Here is a 20,650-nt window from a genome sequence, read left to right as displayed (position 1 = left end):
CACGACCCCGTCCACCGCCCGCAGACGGCAACGGCGCCCGCTCCCACGGCGCGCGATGGGCGGCCAGTCGGCCGGTCCTCCGCCGCCCTGGGGGCCGCTCAGTCCTGGGGCGGCTGCGCGGGCTCGGGGTTCACCATGCGCCGTAGCTCCGCAGTGGCGTCCGAGTCGGCGTCGGGGATCAGGACGAGCAGCTCGTCGCCCGCCTCGAACACGTCGTCGGAGGACGGCGTCAGTGGGCGCCCGTCGCGCAGTAGGGCGGCGAGCACCGTGTTCGCGGGAAGGAGGACCGAGGTCACCCGGCGCGCCACCACGGGGGAGTCCTGGGGGAGGATGATGGCGTGCATCGACACCTCGGCGGTGTTGAAGGAGAAGAGCCGCACGGGGATGCCCACGGACACGGCCTCCTCCACCAGCGACGTCATGATCCGCGGAGTGGACACCGACACGTCCACGCCCCACGACTGGTCGAAGAGCCACTCGTTCTTCGGGTTGTTGAGGCGGGCCACCACCCGGGGGACCGCGAACTCCGTTTTCGCCAGCAGGGAGATCACCAGGTTGGCCTTGTCGTCCCCGGTGGCCGCCACCATGACGTCCGCGTCCAGGATCCCCGCGTCACGGAGCGCGTCGGGCGAGCACGCGTCGGCCAGCACCCAGTCCGCGTCGGCCACCGACGCGATCCGCAGTTTCTCGGGGTGGTGGTCGATGAGAGTGATCTCATGGCCGTGCTCCAGCAGTTCCAGGGCGACTGACCGGCCAACCGATCCCGCGCCCGCGATGACGATCTTCATGGGCTCAGTCCTCCAAACGGGGCGGGTTCGACATGAGGTCGCGCAGGCGCGTCGTGTCCGTGCCCGAGATCGCGAAGTACAACTGGTCGTGCTCCTGGACGACGAGGTCGCCGCTGGCCGGCTGCACCGCCCCCAACCGCGACGTGAAGGCGATGCGGCAGCCCGTGAGCTCCTCGACTGTGGGGAACGCCACGCCGTACCACGCGGGCGTGGGCGTTGCGTTGACGAGCGCCACCGACCCCGTGGGGTGCACCCACGTGAGGGAGGCGTCGGGGGGCAGCACCCTGCGCAGGACCGACTCGGCGGTGCGCTGCACCGACGCGACCGTGGGGATGCCGAGCCGCTCGTAGAGGTAGGCCCGCGTGGGGTCGTAGATGCGCGCCACGACGTGCTCGACGTCGAAGACCTCGCGGGCGATGCGGGCGGCGATGATGTTCGAGTTGTCGCCGCTGGAGACGGCGGCGAAGGCGTAGGCGTCCCTGATGCCCGCCTGGCGCATCGCGGCGCGGTCCATGCCCACGCCCGTCACGCGGCGGCCGGAGAAATCGGAGGGCAGGCGGTTGAACGCCTTGGAGTCCACGTCGATGACGGACACGGAGTGCCCCATCGAGTCCAGGGTGGTCGCCAGGCGCGCTCCCACGCGCCCGCACCCCATAATCACAAAATGCACATCCCCAAACCTACTCCCGCATCGCGCGCCGTCCAAGCGCGCGGGGAGGGCACGTGACCGGCGCCCGTGCGCCCGCCTCCCGTCGGGCGCCGTCCGAGCGCGGGGAGGGGCCGCCTCGTCGGCGCGGCTGCGAGGGAGTACGCTTGCCAGCGTGTTGCACAACCTGTTGAGCCGCGCCAAACGCGTCCTCATCGGACGCCCGATGCGAACCGACGCGATGGGCCACCAGCTGCTGCCCAAGCGCATCGCCCTGCCGGTCTTCGCCTCCGACGCGCTCAGTTCGGTCGCCTACGCGCCCGACGAGATCCTGCTTACCCTCGCCCTGTCCGGTTCCCTGGCGGCCCTCCAGTCCATCTGGGTCGGGGTCCTGGTCGCCCTGGTGCTCGCCGTGGTCGTCCTGTCGTACCGGCAGACCGTCCACGCCTACCCCTCCGGCGGCGGCGACTACGAGGTCGTCACCACCAACCTGGGGCGCACATGGGGCCTCGTGGTCGCCTCCGCGCTGCTGGTCGACTACATCCTCACAGTCGCGGTCTCCATCTCCTCCGGAGCCGCCTACATCACCACGGCGATCCCCGCCCTCGACGGGCACCAGGTCACAGTGGCCGTCGTCCTCGTGGTGGTCCTGGCCACACTCAACCTGCGCGGCACGAAGGAAGCGGGCGGCGCCTTCGCGGTGCCCACCTACCTGTACATGGCCGCCATCGGCCTCATGGTGGCCGCAGGATTCGCCCAGTGGGCCACCGGCCACCTCGGGCAGGCCCCCACGGCCGGCTACGAGCTCGTCACCGCCCCCGGGCACGCGGACGGCATCGTGGGCCTGGGCGGGGTGTTCCTGCTCATGCGCGCCTTCTCGTCGGGGTGCGCCGCGCTGACGGGCGTCGAGGCGATCTCCAACGGCGTCCCCGTCTTCCGGCGCCCCAAGTCGAAGAACGCGGCCACCACGCTGGCCATGCTGGGCTCCATCGCCGCCGCCATGATGCTCTCCATCCTGCTGCTCGCGCGCGCCACCGGAGTGAAGATCGTCGACGACCCCGCCCTCCAACTCGCCCAGGGCGGAGCCCCCGTGCCCGAGGGCACGCCCGTCGCCCCCGCCATCTCCCAGATCGCCTCCGCCGTCTTCGGCCCCGGCTCCGCCCTGTTCCTGCTGGTCACAGTGGTCACCGGATTCATCCTGGTCCTGGCGGCCAACACAGCCTTCAACGGCTTCCCGACCCTGGCCTCCGTGCTCTCACGCGACTCCTTCCTGCCCCACCAGATGGTGCGCAGGGGCGACCGCCTGTCCTACTCGAACGGGATCGCCCTGCTGTCGGTCGCCGCCTGCGTGCTGATCATCGGTTTCGAAGCGCAGACCACGCGCCTCATCCAGCTCTACGTGGTCGGCGTCTTCATCTCCTTCACCCTGTCCCAGCTGGGGATGATCCGCCACTGGAACGCCCAGCTGCGCAAGCGCCAGAGCGGGTCGGAGCGCGGGAAGGTCCTGCGCTCGCGGGCCGTCAACGTCGTCGGCTTCATGATGACCGGCCTGGTGCTGGCGATCGTGCTGGTCACCAAGTTCGCGCACGGCGCGTGGATCACCCTGCTCATGATCGCCGCCGTCCTGGCCTTCCAGCTCACCATCAACCACCACTACACGACGGTGCGGCGACAGCTGCGCGTCGATGACTGGGGCGCCAAGCGGACCCTGCCCACCCGGGTTCGGGCCATCGTCCTCATCTCCTCCCTGTCCAGGCCGGCGATGCGCGCCGTGGCCGTCGCCCGCGCCTCGAACCCCACCTCGCTGGAGCTCGTCTCCGTCGTCGAGGGCGAGGAGCAGGGGGAGACGATCCGGCGCCAATGGCACGAGTCCGAGCTGCCCGTCCCCCTGACCCTGCTGTCCGCGCCCTACCGCGACATCCACTCGGTGATCCTCCAGTACGTGCGCTCCAGGCGCCAGGCCAACCCCTCTGAGATGCTCGTCGTCTACATGCCGCAGTTCCTGGTGAGCCACTTCTGGGAGAACTTCGTCCACAACCAGAGCGCCCTGCGCCTGCGCCGCTCCCTGCTGAACGTGCCCGGCGTCGTCATCACCATGGTCCCGTGGAAACTGGGGGAGGACGAGGCGGTCGAGGGGCGCCGCGCCATCAACGACCCCTTCCAGCGGGACTGACACCAGGGGCGGGGCGCGCCAGCACTGGCGCCCGCGGCTGACGGCGGAAGCGCGGCGCGACCGAAGCCCGGCGCGGGGCGCGCCGGGAGTGCGCGGGCGGTAGCATGGGACGCGCCCATCCCCGCAGCCAGAAGGACCGATCATGCCCACGCGAGCCCGACGCCGACCCTTCCCCCAGCGCCGAGCGAGGGCGAGGGCCGCCCGCGAGGGCGTGGGGGAGGTCCTGGAACTGCGGATCGGGGAGCCCGCCCACGGCGGGGCCTGCGTGGCCCGCGACGCCTCGGGGCGCGTCGTGTTCGTGCGCCACACCCTGCCCGGGGAGCGCGTCCGCGCCCGCGTGACCAGCGTCCGCAACACCCTGGCCTGGGCCGACGCCATCGAGATCCTCGACGCCAGCGCCGACCGCGTCAGCCCCGTGTGGCCCCAGGCCGGCCCGTCGGGCGTGGGCGGCGGCGAGCTCTCCCACGTGGCGCCCCCCGCCCAACGCCGGTGGAAGGAGCACGTCATCGCCGGGCAGATCCGCCGTGTCGGCGGCGAGGCGCTGGCCGAGGCGGTCGACGCCATCGGGGGCGTCCGCGTCGCCCCCGCCCCCGGAGACGGGGAGCCGGGCGACCGGCTGGCCCACAGGCGCAACCGCATCGAATTCGTCATCGGGACCGACGGGGCCCCCGGCATGCACGTCTACCGCGGCAAACGCCTCATCCCCCTCGACTCCATGCCCCTGGCCGCGCCCGCCATCGCCGGCCTGGGGCTCTTCGACGGCGATTCGCCGTGGAAGCGGGTGTGGGCCCCGGGGGAACGCGTCCGCGCCCTATCGCCCACCCCCGGCTCCGCCTACGTGGTGTGCGCCTCCGGGGTCTACGGCGCCGACGCCCGCAGGACCGGCTCCGCAGCCCTGGCGTGGCCCGTGGAGATCGGCGGCGAGGAGCACGTCTACGGGGTGCGCCCCACCGGGTTCTGGCAGACCCACGTGCGCGGCGCCCAAGTGCTCACCGAAGAGGTCCTGGACGCCGCGCGGGCGGAAACCGGCGGCGCGGTCCTCGAGCTCTACTCGGGGGCGGGCCTGTTCACCGCGCCCCTGGCCCGGGCGGTCGGGGAGGGCGGGCGCCTGGCGAGCCTGGAGGGCGACGAGGGAGCGGTGGCCGACGCCGCCGAGAACCTGGCGCCCTTCCCGTGGGCGCAGACCTTCATCGGGGGGATCGACGCCCACGGGGTCGCGGAACTGGCGGGGGGACTGGGCCGCGCGCCCGACGTGGTCGTCGCCGACCCGCCGCGCGCAGGGGCGGGGCGGCAGGTGTGCGAGGCCATGGCGGCGCTGGGAGCCCCCCGCCTCGTCCTCGTGTCCTGCGACCCCGCCGCAGGCGCCCGCGACCTGCGCGCGCTCGCCGGAGCGGGCTACCGGTTGGAGTCGCTGCGGGCGTGGGACTTGTTCCCCCACACCCACCACGTCGAAATTGTGGCGGCCCTCACCCGCGCTTAGGGCGTCGGTGCGGGTGGCGCTCCTGGAAGCGCGAACCCCACGACGACTGCTCCCGCGCCTCGATGGCGCGCCTCTGGTCCCGGTACATCCGGTCCACCAGGTCGCGCTCCGAGACCCATCCGATGACCCTGCGGTCGCGGTTGAGAACGGGCAGGGCCTGCAAGCCCGAGGCGCGCAGGGCTTCGAGCACCCGGGACGGAGACGCCAGGGAGTCCACCGACACGTCCACCAGTTCCAGGTCCCCCAGGGCGACCGGGGAGCGGCCGTCCGATTGGTGGCGCTCCGCGAGCCCCAGCGACGTCACGAGGCCCACGAACGCGCCGCCGCGGACCACGGGCAGCACGGACTCGCGGGTGCGCCGCAGCGCGGCCACCGCCTCGTCGATGCCCGCCGATGCGTGCAGCAGCTCCGGGACGGGGGCCATCCACGCCACCACCGGCTTCGTGCCGAGCAAAGTGCCCTCGACCGGGTCGTCCAGCACATCGCCCCTGCGGCGCAGCTTCTCCGTGTAGATCGTCGACCGGGTCAGGAAACGGGAGGCGCCCGTTGCGATCACCACCGCCAGCATCATCGGCAGGATCAGCGAGAACTGCGCCGTCATCTCCACGATGATGAGCACCGCCGTCATAGGGGCCCGGGCCGCACCCGCGAAAGCCGCGCCCATGCCGATGACCGCGAACACCCCCGCGCCCGAGGAAGCCAGCGGGGCGACCACCTGCCCGAAGGCCGCGCCCGCCATCGCCCCGATGAACAGCGTGGGCGCGAAGACCCCGCCCGAGCCGCCCATGCCGATCGTGAACGACGTGAAAACGGCGCGCCCCACCATCAGGGCGAGCAGGAACGCGACCGTGTACTCGCCGCCGATCGCCCGCTCCTCCAGCGGGTAGCCCGAACCGAACATGTACGGGAACGCCACCAGCCCCCCGCCCAGCACCAGGCCGAGCACGCCCGGGCGCGACCACTGCGGCAGCCGCGTGAGCGCCCAGAACGCGTCGATGACGTCCTCCAGCCAGTACAGCAGTTTCGAGAAGCCGAGGCCGGCCAGCCCCGCGACAAGGCCCACCAGCGCCACCCACCCGATGTCCGCCAGCGACGTGAAGGACAACGCCTGCCCGACCGAGACCACCACCTCGTCCCCCTGGAACGCGCGGGCCACCACCGACGAGGCGACGGCCGCGATCACCACGAAACCGAAGGCCTCCGCCGTGAACTGTGTGAGGATGACCTCGAGCGCGAACACCGCTCCGGCCAGGGGCGCGTGGAAGGTTGCGGCGATCCCCGCCCCCGAACCGCACGCCGCCAGCAGCACCACGCGGGCCGTCGGCATCCTCAGCGCCGAGGCGATCGACGAGCCCAGTGCCGCGCCGACCTGGACGATCGGCCCCTCGCGCCCCGCCGAGCCGCCCGACCCGATGGTGAGCGCCGAGGCCACCAGCTTCACGACGGCGACCCGTCCGGGGATCGCCCCGCCCTTGCGCCGCACCGCGAGCATCACCTCAGGGATCCCGTGCCCCTTCGCCGATGGTGCGAAACGCGCGATCAGGGGGCCGTAGACCAGCCCCGCCACCGCGGGGGACACCAGGAGGAACACCCACGGGGCCCACCCCCAGGCGCCGTGCGCCGCCCCGATGTGCTCCGTGTACTCCGGGTACCCCGTGGCCAGGCGGCCCGTCAAGGAGATCAACGCGTTGAACAGCACCGCTGCCCCGCCCACCACCGCGCCCACGGCCGCGGCGACGAGACCGAGCAGGGAGCGGTGCTCCCCCAGCGCCCGCAGCGGACGGGAGGGGGAGCCCCCGCCCGGCGCGGGCCCGGCGGCGTGTCGGCGTCCGCTCACAGGTTCGCGATCTCCACGTGGATCGGGGAGGACTGCGCGATCCCCCACACAGTGCGGTAGAACGCCAGCTCCGTCTGCCACGCGTCCTTGATGTGCGCAGCGGAGCGGAAACCGTGGCCCTCGCCCTCGTAGATCCTCATGGCCACCGCGTTGCCCCGCTCGCGCAGCGCCTCGTACATGGCGTGCGCCTGCGACGGCGGGACCACGTGGTCGTCGGCGCCCTGCAGGATCAGCAGGGGAGCCGTGATCCGGTCGATGTGGTTGATGGGGGAGCGCTCGGCCCACACCGGGTCGGCCGGGTCCGAGGAGCCGAGCAAGTGCGTGGGGTAGCTGGACTCGAACTTGTGTGCCACCTCGTTCAGTTTCCTCAGATCCGTGATACCGGAGAACGAGGCGCCCGCCGTGAACACGTCCGACGCGGCCAGCGCCGACAAAGCCGTGAAGCCCCCCGCGCTGGCGCCGCGGATCGCCACGCGCCCCGGATCCACCAGGCCGAGCCCGATGAGGTAGCGGGCGCCGTCCACGCAGTCCTGCACGTCCATGACGCCCCAGTTCCCGCTGAGGCGCTCCCGGTAGGCGCGGCCGAAGCCGGTGGATCCCCGGTAGTTGACGTCGAGGACGGCGAAGCCGCGGCTCGTCCAGTACTGGAAGGGGATCGACAGCCCGGGGCGCGCTGATGAGGTCGGGCCCCCGTGGACATTGACGATCAGCGGGGGCAGCTCGCCCTCGGGAGCCGTGTAGTCCGGGTTGACCGGCGGGTAGTAGAAGCCGTGGGCGCGCTCGCCGTCAGCGGTTCCCCACGAGATCACCTGCGCGGCGGAGACGAGCTCGGCGGGCACCTGGGCCTCGGAGGAGGGGCGTATCACCTGGGTCCTGCCGTCCTTGACCTCCACGATGGCGGGCGTGTGGGTGGCCGAGTCCGCCAGGAAGACCACGCGCCCGTCGGCGGAGGCGACGTTGCCGATGGGCCACCACCCCGTCGCCCACTCCTCCGCGAGGCCGTTGTCGATGCGGACCGTGCCGATGTGCCACGTCAGGTCCTCGGCCCACGAGCACACCAGGAAGTCGTTGTCGAAGTTGTCGAAGGAGTGCAGGCCCAGGCTCCAGTGCGGGTGGGAGAACGCCCTGCGCCCCGGGTGCAGGGCCCGGGTGCGCAAGCGCCCCGTCCACGCGTCCGGGTCCTCGCCCTCGACCCACGCGAACCCCTGGGTGCGGTAGAGGTTCGCCCACCCGGACGAGTCGTCCACGTGGATGAGGTCGCCGTCACGGGTCCAGCGGGGTTCGTAGACGCACACGCCGGGGGAGTCCACCAGGACGCGCGAGGCGCCCAGGGTCCCCTCGAACCCGATGCTGGCCACGTGCAGGCGCGAACGGGTCCACGGCATCTCGGGGTGGTCCCATGTGATCCACGCCAGCTTCGTCCCGTCGGGCGACACGGCCGGGGCCTCGACGAAATCCGTGCCCGAGAACACGGGGATGATATTGGCGTCGTTGCGGGCCGCCGAGCCGTCCAGGGGGATCGCGACCAGCGAGTTCACGGGCTCGCCCTCGCCACGGTGGTCCTCGGCGACGGCGTAGACGAGGCCGCGCACGTCCGCGATCCAGAAGTCCCCGTAACGCACCTTCGACAGGGTCGTCAGCGGCTGGATCCCCGAGCGCGGGTTGTTCACGTCGAACCGGTAGACGCGCCCGTCGGCCCCGTCGGAGAACACGATGACGCCGTCGTGCACCGCGTACGCCTTCCCCCCGTACTCGTGGACGCGGGTGCGGATATCGGGCAGGCGGGCGCCGTCGATCAGTGGCAGCACCTCGGTGGTCTCCCCGGACGCCCGATGGCGCAGCAGCGTCGACCGCCCGTTCTCCTTGGGGTGCCCCTCGACCCAGTAGGTGTCGGGCCCGTCGACGCGGACCTGGGAAAGGGTCACGGACCTGGCCGTGAAAGAGTCCCCGGTGATCGGCGACTTCCACAACCCGTATGGCGTCTGCGTGGGTGACATCGTTGCCTCCTGAGGAATGAGGGCGGACATACCAACGCACACCATCCTAGTGCCCCCCACAGTCACTTGTGCGCGGCTGTCCGTTAGACTTGGGTTATGCCACGAACTGCCCCTCGTCCCGCGCTGCTGGCATCCATCAACGGGCCCCAGGATCTGCGCGGACTCTCCGAGAGAGAACTCATCGAATTGGCGGCGCAGATCCGCGAGTTCCTCATCGAGAACGTGTCGAGGACCGGCGGGCACCTCGGTCCCAACCTCGGCGTCGTCGAGCTCACGATAGGGATCCACCGGGTGTTCCGCTCCCCGGTGGACACGATCGTGTTCGACACGGGCCACCAGTGCTACGTCCACAAGCTGCTCACCGGGCGCCACGACTTCACGGGCCTGCGGGCCGAGGGCGGGCTGTCGGGCTACCCCAGCCGCGCCGAGTCGCCCCACGACGTCGTCGAGTCGTCCCACGCCTCGTCGTCCCTGGCGTGGGCGGACGGGATCTCCTGGGAGAAGCACCGGCGCGGCGACCGCTCGTGGACCGTGGCGGTGATCGGCGACGGCGCGCTCACCGGCGGCATGGCGTGGGAGGCCCTCAACTCCATCTCCGCCTCCCCCGACCGCCGGGTCATGGTGGTCGTCAACGACAACGGCCGCTCCTACGCGCCCACCATCGGGGGCCTCGCCCGCCACCTCGACGCCCTGCGCACCTCGCAGGGGTACGAGAGGGCGCTCGCATGGGGCAAGCAGCAGCTCCTGCGCGGCGGCGGGCCGGGGCGCGTCGCCTACGACGCCCTCCACGGCCTCAAGTCCGGCATCAAGGACGCCCTCATCCCGCAGGCGATGTTCGAGGACCTGGGGCTCAAGTACCTGGGCCCCGTCGACGGGCACTCCGTTTCGGCCGTTGAGGAGGCCCTCGCCCGGGGCGCCTCGTTGGACGCGCCGGTCCTGGTCCACGTCATCACCCAGAAGGGCAGGGGCTACGTCCCGGCCGAGGAGGACATCGCCGACCGTTTCCACGCGGTCGGCCCGATCCACCCCGAGACGGGGCTGCCGGTGGCGCCCGCGCGATTCGGGTGGACCAGTGTGTTCGCCGACGAGATCGTCCGCATCGCCCGGGAGCGCGACGACGTCGTCGGCGTGACGGCGGCCATGATGCGGCCAGTGGGCCTCGGCCCGCTGCACGAGGCGTTCCCCGGGCGCGTCATCGACGTCGGGATCGCGGAGCAGGAGGCGGCCGCCTGCGCGGCGGGGATGGCGTACCAGGGCGCCCACCCCGTCGTCGCCCTGTACGCCACCTTCCTCAACCGCGCCTTCGACCAGGTCCTCATGGACGTCGCCCTGCACCGCGCCCCCGTCACCTTCGTGCTCGACCGGGCGGGCGTCACCGGCGCCGACGGCCCCTCCCACAACGGCGTGTGGGACATCGCGATGTGCCAGATGGTCCCCGGGCTGCGCATGGCCGCCCCCCGTGACGAGGACACTCTGCGCGAGGAGCTGCGCGAGGCCGTGGGCACCGACGACGCCCCCACGGTGGTGCGCTACCGGAAGGGGCAGCTGCCCGCCCCCATGCCCGCCCTGCGCCGGAGCGGCCCAGTGGACGTCCTCTTCGACGAGGCGGGGGCCAGCACTGTGCTCATCGTCGCCACCGGCGCCACCGTGCCCGACGCCCTGCGGGCGGCGCGCGCCCTGGCGGCCGATGGGGTGGGCGCGCGCGTGGTCGACCCCCGGTGGATCATCCCGGTTCCCGGCGAGCTGGCCGGACTCGCCCAGGGCGCGGACGCCGTCGTGAGCGTTGAGGACGGGGGGCTCAACGGCGGGTTCGGATGGGCGCTGCGCGATGCGCTGGCGCCGACGCCGGTGGTCTGCCTGGGCGTGCCCAAGGAATTCCCGGCCCACGGCGACCGCGACGATATGATCGCCCGGTTCGGCTACGACGCCGCCGGAATCGAACGGGCCGCGCGCGTGGCGCTCGGCCGTTTGGCGCCCCAGAAGGCCGGGGTCTAGGGCTCCGTCGTCCGCCCACCCCTTTCGGGGCCGCACACAAGGGAGGGAATTAGGAAACAGGGCGCCGCGCACAAGGGCTTGATCCCGCCCTTGTGTGCGCCCCGTGTTCCGCAAACCAGGGTCCTTGTGTGCGTGCCCCGGGAGGAATCGGCCCGGGGCCCTGCACTGGTGCGAGTGCCTGCGCGCCCCAGGCGCGAACACGGACCCGCGTCGTCGGCCCGGGCGCGAGCTCGAGCGCACTGTCGATACGGACGCGCGTTGTCGACACCGCGAGGGGGGTGTTCGCAACGTGAAGGGGTTGTCGGCACCGCGACGGGGATATAACGCGCGTCGGTGTCGATATCCCATGCGGATTGTCGACAACGCGCGTCGGTTAGCGGCTTCCGTGCCGTCAACGGCCGTCGGGGCGGGCGGCGCCCACCCGGTCGGCTTGCAAAGGCGCGCCCTAGAGGCCGAGGGCCGCGCGCACGGGCGCGGCGGTCAGCTCGATCTGCCAGGGCCGGGCCCCGTAATCCGACATCCGTTCCCCGACCCCGTCCGCGCCCGCCCGGCCCAGCGGCGCCCACGCGATGTACCGCTGCACGCGCGGTGCGAGCACCACCTCGGGGTCGAGGTCCAGTGCGGAGGCGACACCCGCCACGGCCAGGCGGATCTGTCCGAGCCGGGCGGCCGCCTCCTCGTCCACTCGTTTGAGCGTGCGCGCGTCGGGGAGCTCGCCGGGCGCTGGACGGCGGTGCCGCCTGGGCAGGCGCGCCTCGTCCATGGTCCGTGCCCGCGTCAGCGCCCGCATCCACTGGTCGGTGTACTGGCGGGCCACCGGCGAGCGGAACTCGCCGATCGACAGCAGCGCCCGTCGGTTGGCCGGGGGCCGGGAGGCCGCGCGGATCAGCGCGGAGTTGCGCACGAGGCGCCCGGGGGAGAGGTCCAGATCCCGGGCGATGCCCTCGCGCGCCGACCACAGCTCGCGCAGGTAGGCGAGCTGGCGGGGGGTCTTGAGCGCTCCGGCGCCCTTCACCGAGCGCCACCGCTCCGGGTCGGGCCGTGGGTCCGGGACGGACAGGGCGTGGGCGAACTCCTGGGTGGCCCACTCCCAGCGGCCGAGGTCGTGCAAACGGGTCGACAGGCGCCTGTGGAGCTCTGTGAGCAGCTCGACGTCCAGCGCGGCGTAGCGGAGCCAGTCCTTGGGCAGGGGGCGCACCGACCAGTCGGCGGCCTGGTGGTCCTTGACCAGCGCCAGTCCCAGCACGGACTCGGCCACCGACGCGAGCCCGAAGCGGCGCATGCCCACCAGGCGGGCCGCGATCTCCGTGTCGAACAGCTCCGGGCACCGCAGCCCCACGGCCCGTAGGTTGGGCAGGTCCTGGGAGCAGTCGTGCAGCAGCCACGTGGACCCCACTCCGTCGTTCAACGGGGACAGGTCGGGCAGGGCGTGGGAGTCGATGAGGAAGGAGCCCACGTCCTCGCGCCTGATCTGCACCAGGTAGGGGTCGGAGCCGTAGCGGAAGCCGAGGGCGCGCTCGACGTCGAGGGCGACGGGCGCGGAGCCCGAGCGCAGGCGCGAGGCGGCGCGCTCGAGGTCCGCGGGCGTGTCCACCACGGCGGGGACGCCTCCGCGCGGCTGCGCGATCAGGACGGGGTCCTCCGTGTCGCCCTGGGGCAGGCCGCCGCGATTATCCACCAGCACGTCAGATCCCCTCGAGGAACAGACTGGGGACCACGCCCGCGGTGCGCCGGATCAGGGCGGCCCATCCCACCATGTGCTCGCCGATGAACTGCGTGTTCGGGGACCAGGACGCACGGATCTCGACGAAAAGGTTCGACCCGCGCAGCACGAGGCCGCCGAATGCCTCCGACAGTTCGCGCGTGACCGTGCCCGTCAGGTCGTGGTAGCCGGTCCCGGCGTCGTCCAAGCAGTCCTGCGTCCACCCCCAGAGGGCCTCGGCGAGCAACGGGTCGGCCCCCATCTCGGGGTCGATCTGGGCCCGCAGTTGGGCGACCAGGCGGAAGGTGCTGTTCCAGCCGACCTGGCCGTCGGGGTCGTGCAGGACGACGAGGCGTCCATTGCCCAGGGGCTGTCCGACGTCGTCCTCGTCAATGGTCCGCATCGCCACGGCCGCCGTGAACGGCGCCAGGCGGCTGGGCGGGGCCACTTCCTCGAGGAGGATGCGCGGAAGGCCCGGGGCCTCGCGCAGGGACAGCAGTGCCTGGACGAACTCGTCAGGCGCCACGATCTCATTCACGTCAGAAACACTACGCATGCCGATAGGCAAACCCCCGCAGGCACGCCGGGACCCGCGGCCGTGTTCTACAGGCCACGCGGATTGCGCAAGATGAAGGCCGTGCGCGGGCCCACGGTGACGGTGTCGCCCGAGTGGAACTCGCTCGAATCGTCGTCGCCCCCGGTGTCGATCGCGGTGTGCCACAGTTGTCCGTACTTGGTGTCGGGGAGCGTGAAGTCGATGGACTCGGGGGCGGCGTTGAGCAGCAGCAGGAAGTCGTCGTCCTTGATGCGGCGCCCGTTGGCGTCAGGCTCGCCGATGGCGTCGCCGTTGTAGAACACCATCGTCGCGCGGGCCCACGGCTGGGACCACTCCTCCTCCTTCATATGCTTTCCCGAGGGCGTGAACCACTCGATCTCGCCCAGGTCGGACTCGCCGCCGCGCACGGCCGGGCCGTTGAGGAAGCGCCTGCGGCGCATGACGGGGTGGTCGCGGCGCAGATGGATGAGCTTGCTGGTGAACTCCAGGAGGGCCTGCTGCTCGTCGTCCAGGTCCCAGTCGATCCACGACAGCTCGTTGTCCTGGCAGTACGTGTTGTTGTTGCCCTGCTGCGTGCGGCCGAGTTCGTCGCCGTGGGCGATCATCGGCACGCCCTGGGAGAAGATCAGCGTCGTGAGGAAGTTGCGCTGCTGGCGGCGGCGCAGGCTCAGGATCTCCTCGTCGTCGGTGGGCCCCTCGGCCCCGCAGTTCCACGAGCGGTTGTCGTTGGCCCCGTCGGCGCCTCCCTCCAGGTTCGCCTCGTTGTGCTTCGTGTTGTAGGACACCAGGTCCGCAAGTGTGAAGCCGTCGTGGGCGATGACGAAGTTGATGGACGCCCTGGGCTTGCGGCCCGTGGACTCGTACAGGTCCGAGGAGCCCGCCAGGCGGGAGGCGAAGTCCGGCAGTGAGGAGAACTCGCCCCGCCAGAAGTCGCGGACGGTGTCGCGGTAGCGCCCGTTCCACTCCGACCACAGCGGGGGGAACCCGCCGACCTGGTAGCCGTCGGCGCCCACGTCCCACGGCTCGGCGATGAGCTTGACCTGGGAGACGACGGGGTCCTGGTGGATGAGGTCGAAGAAGGCGGAGAGGCGGTCCACCTCGGCGAACTGGCGGGCGAGCGTGGAGGCGAGGTCGAAGCGGAACCCGTCCACGTGCATCTCGCTCACCCAGTAGCGCAGGGAGTCCATGATCAGCTGCAGCACCTGGGGCGAGCTCATGAGCAGCGAGTTGCCCGTGCCCGTCGTGTCGAAGTAGTGGCGGCGGTCCCCGTCGACGAGGCGGTAGTAGGCGGCGTTGTCGATGCCGCGCAGCGACAGGGTGGGGCCCATGTGGTTGCCCTCGGCCGTGTGGTTGTACACCACGTCGAGGATGACCTCGATGTCGGCGGCGTGCAGGGCCTTGACCATCGCCTTGAACTCCGCGACCTGGGCGCCGGGCTCGCGGGAGGAGCAGTAGGCGTTGTGGGGGGCGAAGTATCCGATGGTGTTGTAGCCCCAGTAGTTCGACAGCCCTTTGGCCTGCAGCGTCGTGTCGTTGGTGTACTGGTGGATGGGCATGAGCTCCACGGCGGTCACGCCCAGCTTCTTCAAGTGCGCGATGATGGCCGGGTGGGCCATGCCCGCGTAGGTGCCGCGGATCTCGGCGGGCACCTCGGGGTGGGTCATCGTCATGCCCTTGACGTGCGCCTCGTAGATGATGGTCTCCGAGTAGTCGTGCCCGGGCCGGTGGTCGCCGCCCCAGTCGAAAAAGGGGTTGACGACGACCGAGTGCATCGTCGCGCGGGCGGAGTCCTGCGGCTGCAGGAGCGCCGGGTTCTCGGGGTCGTAGGACAGCAGCGACGGGGAGTCCTTGAGCTGGCCGTCGATGGCCTTCGCGTAGGGGTCGAGCAGCAGCTTCGACACGTCGCACCGGTGGCCCAGGTCCGGGTCCCACGGGCCCTCGATGCGGTATCCGTAGCGCTGGCCGGCCCCGACGCGCGGCACGTACACGTGCCACACCCAGGCGTCGACCTCCGTCATGGGGATGGGGGTCTCGTTGAGGTCGTCGTCGAGCAGGCACAGCGTGACCGACGTGGCGACGGAGGAGAAGATCGCGAAGTTCGTTCCCGTTCCGTCGAAAGTAGCGCCGAGAGGGTATGGGTGGCCGGGGCGAGTGTTCATGTGGTCAAGATTGCCACGAAACGGACGGTGACCAGGGGAGAATGGAAGAATAATCGCCAAATCAACACCGTTGTGACTTGGATAACGCCACTTCGATTTCCGTTTCCGCGGTGGATGCTGTTAGGGTTTTACCCGTTCGTGAGGGCGCCTGGCGTCCGAACGGCGCGCGGATGTGGCTCAGTTGGTAGAGCATCACCTTGCCAAGGTGAGGGTCGCGGGTTCGAGTCCCGTCATCCGCTCGGGCGATTGGCGCAGCGGGAGCGCGCTTCCCTGACACGGAAGAGGTCACTGGTTCGATCCCAGTATCGCCCACGGTCATCCTGGTCTCCACTGGGAATGGCGGGGGGAACCCCGGCCGCACATGCGGTTCTTACGCGGATGTGGCTCAGTTGGTAGAGCATCACCTTGCCAAGGTGAGGGTCGCGGGTTCGAGTCCCGTCATCCGCTCGCAAACGGGAATCCATCGTTCTCGTGCGTAGCGCGGTGGGTTGGCCGAGAGGCGAGGCAGCGGCCTGCAAAGCCGTACACACGGGTTCGAGTCCCGTACCCACCTCGGGCGATTGGCGCAGGGGTAGCGCGCTTCCTTCACACGGAAGAGGTCACTGGTTCGATCCCAGTATCGCCCACCACGCAGGTCTTCGGCGTCGGCCCTCAAAGGGGTCGGCGCTTCGTCGTTTCCGCCCGCGGCCCAGGGTCGGCCTGGGGCAGCGCGCCGCGTGGGCGCCGACCACCCGGGGCGGGTGCCCTGCGCGGTCGGTCGTCGTCCAGGCGCGCCCATGGCCGTGCGCGCAGCGTCCGCGCGGCGGGCCCTCCCGGTAGGGCGTCGATCGACGGATCCACGAGGTGCGCACCGCGTCCGCGCGACCGGTCCGGCGCGGCGCTGCCGTTGGGGCGGTCGTCCAGCGCCGCGAGTGACCGCATGCTGAGCACCTCTATCCAGTAAATGGACAGGTCGTAACGTATCTCGTAGATCACTTAAATCTGAATCTGGGCATAAATTCCCCAGAATACCAGGGGTTTGTGCCCGCATCGAGGCGATTATCGGGTACCCACGTGCCCCGCGAGGGCGGGAAACCCTTGGTTTCCTACCGAATAAGAGAAGTTTGGCCTATGCTTGTTGCTGCTAGGCCTGAAATATGGCGGGAAGAGAACGACAGGAGTATGGAGAATGGCTACCTGGAGCTCCAGGCGCTGGGTCGCATTGGCCGCAGCGCTCGCAGTGTTCGCCACGATCATCGGATTGGGGCAAGTGGTCCTCGGGCAGCGCGCCGCCCACGCGGACGACACCTGTCCGGCGCCGGAGAAAGACATCACGAGCGCGGTTTCGGTCGACTACGACAACTCCGACCTGGTCGATGACCGCGGCAAGTCGGTGCGGACCTTCGTGAACTGGCAGACCGTCGGCGTGAAGATGCCGTGGTCGACCTCGGCGCCGGTCAAGGCGGGCGACTACTTCACGTACGACGCCACGGTCACGGACAAGGCGAACGGCGCCAAGCCCATCTCGCCGACGGCCGCGAAGAACTTCCCCGTCCAGTCCTCTGACGGCACGGTGGTCGGTTGCGGCACTTGGGGCACCGACGGCAAGGTCACCGTCGTGTTCACCAAGAGCGCGGAGCAGGCGGCCTCCTGGACGGGCACCGTCTCCAGCTGGGGCCAGATGCGCTACGACCGCGATTCCATCACCACCCCGACTTACCTGATCGGCGGCAAGAAGGAGATCAAGACCGAGCGCGTCGGCAGTCTCACGCCCCCCGGGAACGCGACCTCCTTCCGCAAGGACGGCTGGATGTCCATCCAGTACTCCCACAACGAGGACCAGGCCATCACCTACCGCCTGATCGTCCCCGGCGGTGAGTCCGGCGTGCGCGGGGCCACCATCGTCGACTCCGCCGTCGGCGGCAACTGGGACTTCACCTGCGACAAGGTCCAGTCCTTCGTTCCCACCCACTCCTACCTGGTCGAGGGCACCGCCACCGGTGCCCAGATGGAGAAGGACACGACCGCCGGGTCCTTCGCCAAGGGCGTGGGCGTGACCTGCGAGGGCAGCAAGGTCACCCTCAAGCTCCCCGACATCCCCGCTGGCAAGTTCGGTGTCGTCATGCTGCCCGCCCACGTCGCGGGAGCCTCGGCGGACAACCCGCTGAGCGGCACCTTCGAGAACTCCGCGGTCCTGTCGGTCCCCGGCAAGGAGGACCAGAAGGCCACTAGGTTCATGCGCTACGGCGCCCTGGGCGACGCCGAGGCCCACCAGAAGTTCTCGGTCACCAAGAAGCTCGAGGGCACTGCCGACGCCTCCCTGGAGTACACCCTGAACATCACCGTGAGCAATGAGGCGGATCCGACCGTCGACCGCACGTACACGGCCACGCTCAAGGCGGGGGAGACCTTCACCAGCGCGGACTCGCTGCCCCTGGGCACCAAGGTCACCATCAAGGAGGGCGACCTGCCCGGGACTGTCACATGGGACACCGCGCGCTCCGGGATCTTCGAGGCCGCTGACGGCGTGACCCTGTCGGCTGACGCCCGCGAGGCCACCTTCACCCTCGCGCAGGACCGCGTCTTCTCCCTGACCCTGGTGAACGCGACGACCCCCGCCCCCGGCGAGTCCACCACGCCGACCCCGCAGGAGTCGACCACCACGCCCGCCGCCACCGCGACGACGACCACCCCGGCCCCGGCCGCCCAGCCGAAGCCGAAGCTGGCGAACACCGGTGCGGGCACCATCGCCATTGGCGCGCTGGCGGGTCTGCTGGCGATCGCGGGAGTGGCCACCCTGGTGGCGCGCCGCCGCCAGAAGTGATCCGGGCGCCCCGGGCGCTGAACAACCGCTGAAGAGGCGGGCGGGGGACCCCCGCCCGCCTCTCGCGTGCCCGCTCCGGACGTTCAGTCGGCTCAGTCGGCGAGCAGGTGGACCCGCGCCTCCCATGGGCCCAGCGGTCCCTCGCCGTCGCCGTTGGACAGCACGAGGGGCGCTGCGGCGGGGACCACGCCGGGACGGGGCGCGATGGTCTGGGAGGAGAGGTTGACGACGACCACCAGGGCGGACTCCCCTTCAAGGCGGCGCTCGTAGGCGAAGACCCGTGCGTCCCCGGTGGCGGTGCGGTTGAACGAGCCCAGGGCGACGACGGGCAAGCGGTGGCGCAGTTCGGCCAGCGCCCGGTAGTAGGAGTAGATGGAATCGGGGTCGTCCACCTGCGCTTCCGCCGTGGCGCGGGCCTCCCCGGACGCCCAGGACCGTGAGAGCCCGATCCACGGAGTTCCGGTGGTGAAGCCGGCGTTGGGCGAGGTGTCCCACTGCATGGGGGTGCGGGCGTTGTCCCGCGACATGCGCGCCAGGCCGGACAGGACGGTCCGCTCATCGGCACCGGCGGCGAGGGCCTGCGCGTAGTAGTTGAGCGACTCGACGTCGCGGTACTGGTCGATCGAGGTGAAGCCCGCGTTCGTCATCCCCAGTTCCTGGCCCTGGTAGACGAAGGGGGTGCCCCGCTGCAACTGCAGCATCGTCGCCAGCGCGGTCGCCGAGGCGCGCCAGTGCTCCGGATCCCCGAATCGGGAGGCGGAGCGGGGCTGGTCGTGGCTGTCGAGGTACAGGCAGTTCCAGCCCCGTTCGCCCACTCCGTCCTGCCAGCGGCACAAGGAGCCGACGAGCTCGCCGTCGCGCAGGGCACGGGGGGAGAACTTGCCCGCCTCGGTCCCCAGGTTGACGTGCTCGAACTGGATGAGCGAATTGAACTCGCGGCGGGCGGGATCGCAGAACAGCAGGGCGCTGTCCGGGCTGGCGCTGGAGGTCTCGCCCACGGTGAACACGGCGGGGCGGCCCGCGAGGACCTCGCGGTGCATCTCCTGGAGGAAGTCGTGCAGGCGGGGGCGGCCCGCGAAGCGCTCGTAGCCGACGCCGAAGGGCGGGTGCGCGGGCCCGCCGTCGGGCAGGCCCTCCTCCTTCGCGATCATGTCGATCGCGTCCACGCGGAAGCCGTCGACCCCCAGGTCGAGCCACCAGTTCATCATGTCGTAGACGGCCCGGCGCACCCGGGGGTTCTCCCAGTTGAGGTCCGCCTGCCCGGGGGCGAACAGGTGGAGGTAGTACTCGCCTGACTCCTCGTCGAAGCACCAGGCCGGACCGGAGAAGAAGGACTCCCAGTTGTTGGGCTCGGATCCGGGCGCGCCGGGGCAGTGGCCGGGGCGGGCGGGCCGCCAGTAGTACCAGTCGCGCTTGGGGCTGGAGGGGGAGCGGGACTCGCGGAACCACTCGTGCTGGGTGGAGGTGTGGTTGACGACGAGGTCCATGATGAGCCTCATGCCCCGGGCGTGGACGTCGTCCAGGAGGGCAATGAAGTCCTCCATCGTCCCGAACAGGGGGTCGATGGCCCGGTAGTCGCTGATGTCGTAGCCGTTGTCCTCCTGGGGCGAGGCGTAGACGGGGGAGAGCCAGATCGCATCGACTCCGAGGCGCTGCAGGTAGTCGAGGCGCGAGCGCACGCCCCGCAGATCGCCGACGCCGTCGGAATCGGAGTCCTGGAAGCTGCGCGGGTACACCTGGTAGACGATGCCGGACAGCCACCACTGGCCGCTGGGCGGCTCGTAGCGCTGCGACGGTATCAGCGCGGTGTTGAATCGCATGGCGTCCCCTGGTAGTGCGGCGGCCTCAGCGGACGGGGGTCGTGTCCACGGAGGACCAGGCGTCGACGAGGCCGGTCTTGTCGAGGTAGGTCGCCGTGCAAGTCCACTGGAAGGTGCCGATCTTGCCCGCGGTGTTGGTCCCCGTGACCCTGCCGCTGACGGTCCAGTGCTGGTCGCCGCTGGAGTCGGTGTAGCCGTATGTCGCGGAATCTCGGGTGAACAGGGGGTTGCGGACCGTCTGCTTGACCGCGTTGTGGCATTCCTCGGTGACCTGCGTCTCGATGACGCTGCTGGCAGGCGCCCGGTTGGTGGCCGTCGGTCTGGGGCCGCGCGTGGTGGAAACGGGCCCGGGGGTGTAGGCGGGGGCGGGGGTGCGCGGGACCCGCCATCGTGTGAACCACAGGACGCCCACGATGACGAGGACCACGACCAGTGCGCCGACGACGAGGCCGACGATGAGGGGCGTGTTCGACGTCGGCGGGGGCAGCGGCGCGGGACCGGCAGGCGTTCGGGGTTGTCCGGGCGCCCCCGGGGCGGGCGGCACCGGGCCCGTGGGAGGCATCTGCCCCCCGTAGCCGCCTTGGGGACCTGTGTTCGGTTGCCCCCCGTAGCCTCCGCCGTGGGGACCTGCGTTCGGTGTGTATGGGTTGGTCATCGTCGTTCCACCTGAATTCCGGTTGAGGGCATTGCGGGG

Annotated in this window: 13 protein-coding genes and 5 tRNA genes; 9 read left to right on the top strand and 9 right to left on the bottom strand. The window is 70.9% G+C overall.

The window, feature by feature from the left end; all coding sequences use genetic code 11:
* Positions 1–98: 98 nt before the first annotated feature.
* Positions 99–788 (bottom strand): potassium channel family protein, encoded by a 690-nt coding sequence (locus BH719_RS01390; protein ID WP_009400088.1) that lies wholly within the window; start codon positions 786–788, stop codon positions 99–101.
* Positions 789–792: 4 nt separating this feature from the next.
* The gene (locus tag BH719_RS01385; RefSeq protein ID WP_021613448.1) at positions 793–1,443 is read right to left on the bottom strand and encodes a potassium channel family protein; all 651 of its coding nucleotides are present in this window, start codon (positions 1,441–1,443) and stop codon (positions 793–795) included.
* Between the two features lie 169 nt (positions 1,444–1,612).
* Between BH719_RS01385 and BH719_RS01380 the strand changes: the two genes are divergently transcribed.
* Both BH719_RS01380 and BH719_RS01375 read left to right on the top strand, forming a co-directional pair.
* Complete coding sequence (locus BH719_RS01380) at positions 1,613–3,607, top strand: APC family permease (protein WP_245683320.1); 1,995 nt, start codon at positions 1,613–1,615, stop codon at positions 3,605–3,607.
* Positions 3,608–3,749: 142 nt separating this feature from the next.
* A complete protein-coding gene (locus BH719_RS01375; protein ID WP_009400081.1) occupies positions 3,750–5,087 on the top strand; it encodes a class I SAM-dependent RNA methyltransferase in 1,338 nt (445 codons plus the stop codon).
* On the opposite strand, the gene BH719_RS01370 is transcribed toward BH719_RS01375, so the two are convergent.
* Both BH719_RS01370 and BH719_RS01365 read right to left on the bottom strand, forming a co-directional pair.
* Positions 5,074–6,924: a chloride channel protein gene (locus BH719_RS01370; RefSeq protein WP_009400079.1), complete on the bottom strand. Its 1,851-nt coding sequence runs from the start codon at positions 6,922–6,924 to the stop codon at positions 5,074–5,076. The genes BH719_RS01375 and BH719_RS01370 overlap by 14 nt on opposite strands.
* On the bottom strand, positions 6,921–8,921 hold the full coding sequence (locus BH719_RS01365) for a S9 family peptidase (protein ID WP_034255130.1): 2,001 nt from the start codon (positions 8,919–8,921) through the stop codon (positions 6,921–6,923). The genes BH719_RS01370 and BH719_RS01365 overlap by 4 nt, the downstream gene beginning before the upstream one ends.
* Before the next feature lie 96 nt (positions 8,922–9,017).
* Here BH719_RS01365 and dxs point away from each other — a divergent pair, with 96 nt between their 5' ends.
* Positions 9,018–10,916, top strand: a complete 1,899-nt coding sequence (dxs, locus tag BH719_RS01360) for a 1-deoxy-D-xylulose-5-phosphate synthase (protein ID WP_009400076.1) — start codon at positions 9,018–9,020, stop codon at positions 10,914–10,916.
* A 445-nt stretch (positions 10,917–11,361) separates the two neighbouring features.
* Here dxs and BH719_RS01355 read toward each other — a convergent pair whose 3' ends face one another.
* The 3 genes from BH719_RS01355 to glgX are packed head-to-tail and all read right to left on the bottom strand — an operon-like array spanning position 11,362 to position 15,333.
* A complete protein-coding gene (locus BH719_RS01355; protein ID WP_009400074.1) occupies positions 11,362–12,600 on the bottom strand; it encodes an HRDC domain-containing protein in 1,239 nt (412 codons plus the stop codon).
* A gap of 1 nt (position 12,601) precedes the next feature.
* Complete coding sequence (locus BH719_RS01350) at positions 12,602–13,174, bottom strand: DUF3000 family protein (RefSeq protein WP_009400071.1); 573 nt, start codon at positions 13,172–13,174, stop codon at positions 12,602–12,604.
* A gap of 47 nt (positions 13,175–13,221) precedes the next feature.
* Positions 13,222–15,333, bottom strand: a complete 2,112-nt coding sequence (glgX, locus tag BH719_RS01345) for a glycogen debranching protein GlgX (RefSeq protein ID WP_009400070.1) — start codon at positions 15,331–15,333, stop codon at positions 13,222–13,224.
* Between the two features lie 166 nt (positions 15,334–15,499).
* Here glgX and BH719_RS01340 point away from each other — a divergent pair.
* The 6 genes from BH719_RS01340 to BH719_RS01315 all read left to right on the top strand — a co-directional run bounded on the left by BH719_RS01340 (position 15,500) and on the right by BH719_RS01315 (position 18,136).
* Positions 15,500–15,572, top strand: a tRNA-Gly gene (locus BH719_RS01340).
* Position 15,573: 1 nt separating this feature from the next.
* Positions 15,574–15,645, top strand: a tRNA-Val gene (locus BH719_RS01335).
* A gap of 62 nt (positions 15,646–15,707) precedes the next feature.
* Positions 15,708–15,780, top strand: a tRNA-Gly gene (locus tag BH719_RS01330).
* Between the two features lie 35 nt (positions 15,781–15,815).
* Positions 15,816–15,886 (top strand) — tRNA-Cys (locus BH719_RS01325).
* Position 15,887: 1 nt separating this feature from the next.
* A tRNA-Val gene (locus BH719_RS01320) sits at positions 15,888–15,962 on the top strand.
* A 539-nt stretch (positions 15,963–16,501) separates the two neighbouring features.
* Positions 16,502–18,136, top strand: coding sequence for an Ig-like domain-containing protein (locus BH719_RS01315; RefSeq protein WP_009400069.1), 1,635 nt, complete (start codon positions 16,502–16,504; stop codon positions 18,134–18,136).
* A 92-nt stretch (positions 18,137–18,228) separates the two neighbouring features.
* Here the strand turns inward: BH719_RS01315 and BH719_RS01310 are convergent, their stop codons facing one another.
* Both BH719_RS01310 and BH719_RS01305 read right to left on the bottom strand, forming a co-directional pair.
* Entirely contained in the window at positions 18,229–19,956 is a 1,728-nt protein-coding gene (locus tag BH719_RS01310; protein WP_009400068.1) for an alpha-glucosidase, read from the bottom strand.
* A 25-nt stretch (positions 19,957–19,981) separates the two neighbouring features.
* Positions 19,982–20,518 (bottom strand): hypothetical protein, encoded by a 537-nt coding sequence (locus BH719_RS01305; protein ID WP_245683300.1) that lies wholly within the window; start codon positions 20,516–20,518, stop codon positions 19,982–19,984.
* Between the last annotated feature and the right edge of the window lie 132 nt (positions 20,519–20,650).

The organism is Pauljensenia hongkongensis, assembly GCF_001746855.1.
GTDB classification, from domain to species: Bacteria; Actinomycetota; Actinomycetes; order Actinomycetales; family Actinomycetaceae; genus Pauljensenia; species Pauljensenia hongkongensis.
The sequence above is the reverse complement of the archived record's forward strand: the minus strand, read 5'-3'. Positions and strand labels throughout refer to the sequence as shown.

Coding starts and splice junctions, on each gene's coding strand:
- BH719_RS01390 (WP_009400088.1), bottom strand. CDS start 788: ATGAAGATCGTCATCGCGGGCGCGGGATCGGTTGGCCGGTCAGTCGCC.
- BH719_RS01385 (WP_021613448.1), bottom strand. CDS start 1,443: ATGGGGTGCGGGCGCGTGGGAGCGCGCCTGGCGACCACCCTGGACTCG.
- BH719_RS01375 (WP_009400081.1), top strand. CDS start 3,750: ATGCCCACGCGAGCCCGACGCCGACCCTTCCCCCAGCGCCGAGCGAGG.
- BH719_RS01365 (WP_034255130.1), bottom strand. CDS start 8,921: ATGTCACCCACGCAGACGCCATACGGGTTGTGGAAGTCGCCGATCACC.
- dxs (WP_009400076.1), top strand. CDS start 9,018: ATGCCACGAACTGCCCCTCGTCCCGCGCTGCTGGCATCCATCAACGGG.
- BH719_RS01350 (WP_009400071.1), bottom strand. CDS start 13,174: ATGCGTAGTGTTTCTGACGTGAATGAGATCGTGGCGCCTGACGAGTTC.
- glgX (WP_009400070.1), bottom strand. CDS start 15,333: ATGAACACTCGCCCCGGCCACCCATACCCTCTCGGCGCTACTTTCGAC.
- BH719_RS01315 (WP_009400069.1), top strand. CDS start 16,502: ATGGCTACCTGGAGCTCCAGGCGCTGGGTCGCATTGGCCGCAGCGCTC.
- BH719_RS01310 (WP_009400068.1), bottom strand. CDS start 19,956: ATGCGATTCAACACCGCGCTGATACCGTCGCAGCGCTACGAGCCGCCC.
- BH719_RS01305 (WP_245683300.1), bottom strand. CDS start 20,518: ATGCCTCCCACGGGCCCGGTGCCGCCCGCCCCGGGGGCGCCCGGACAA.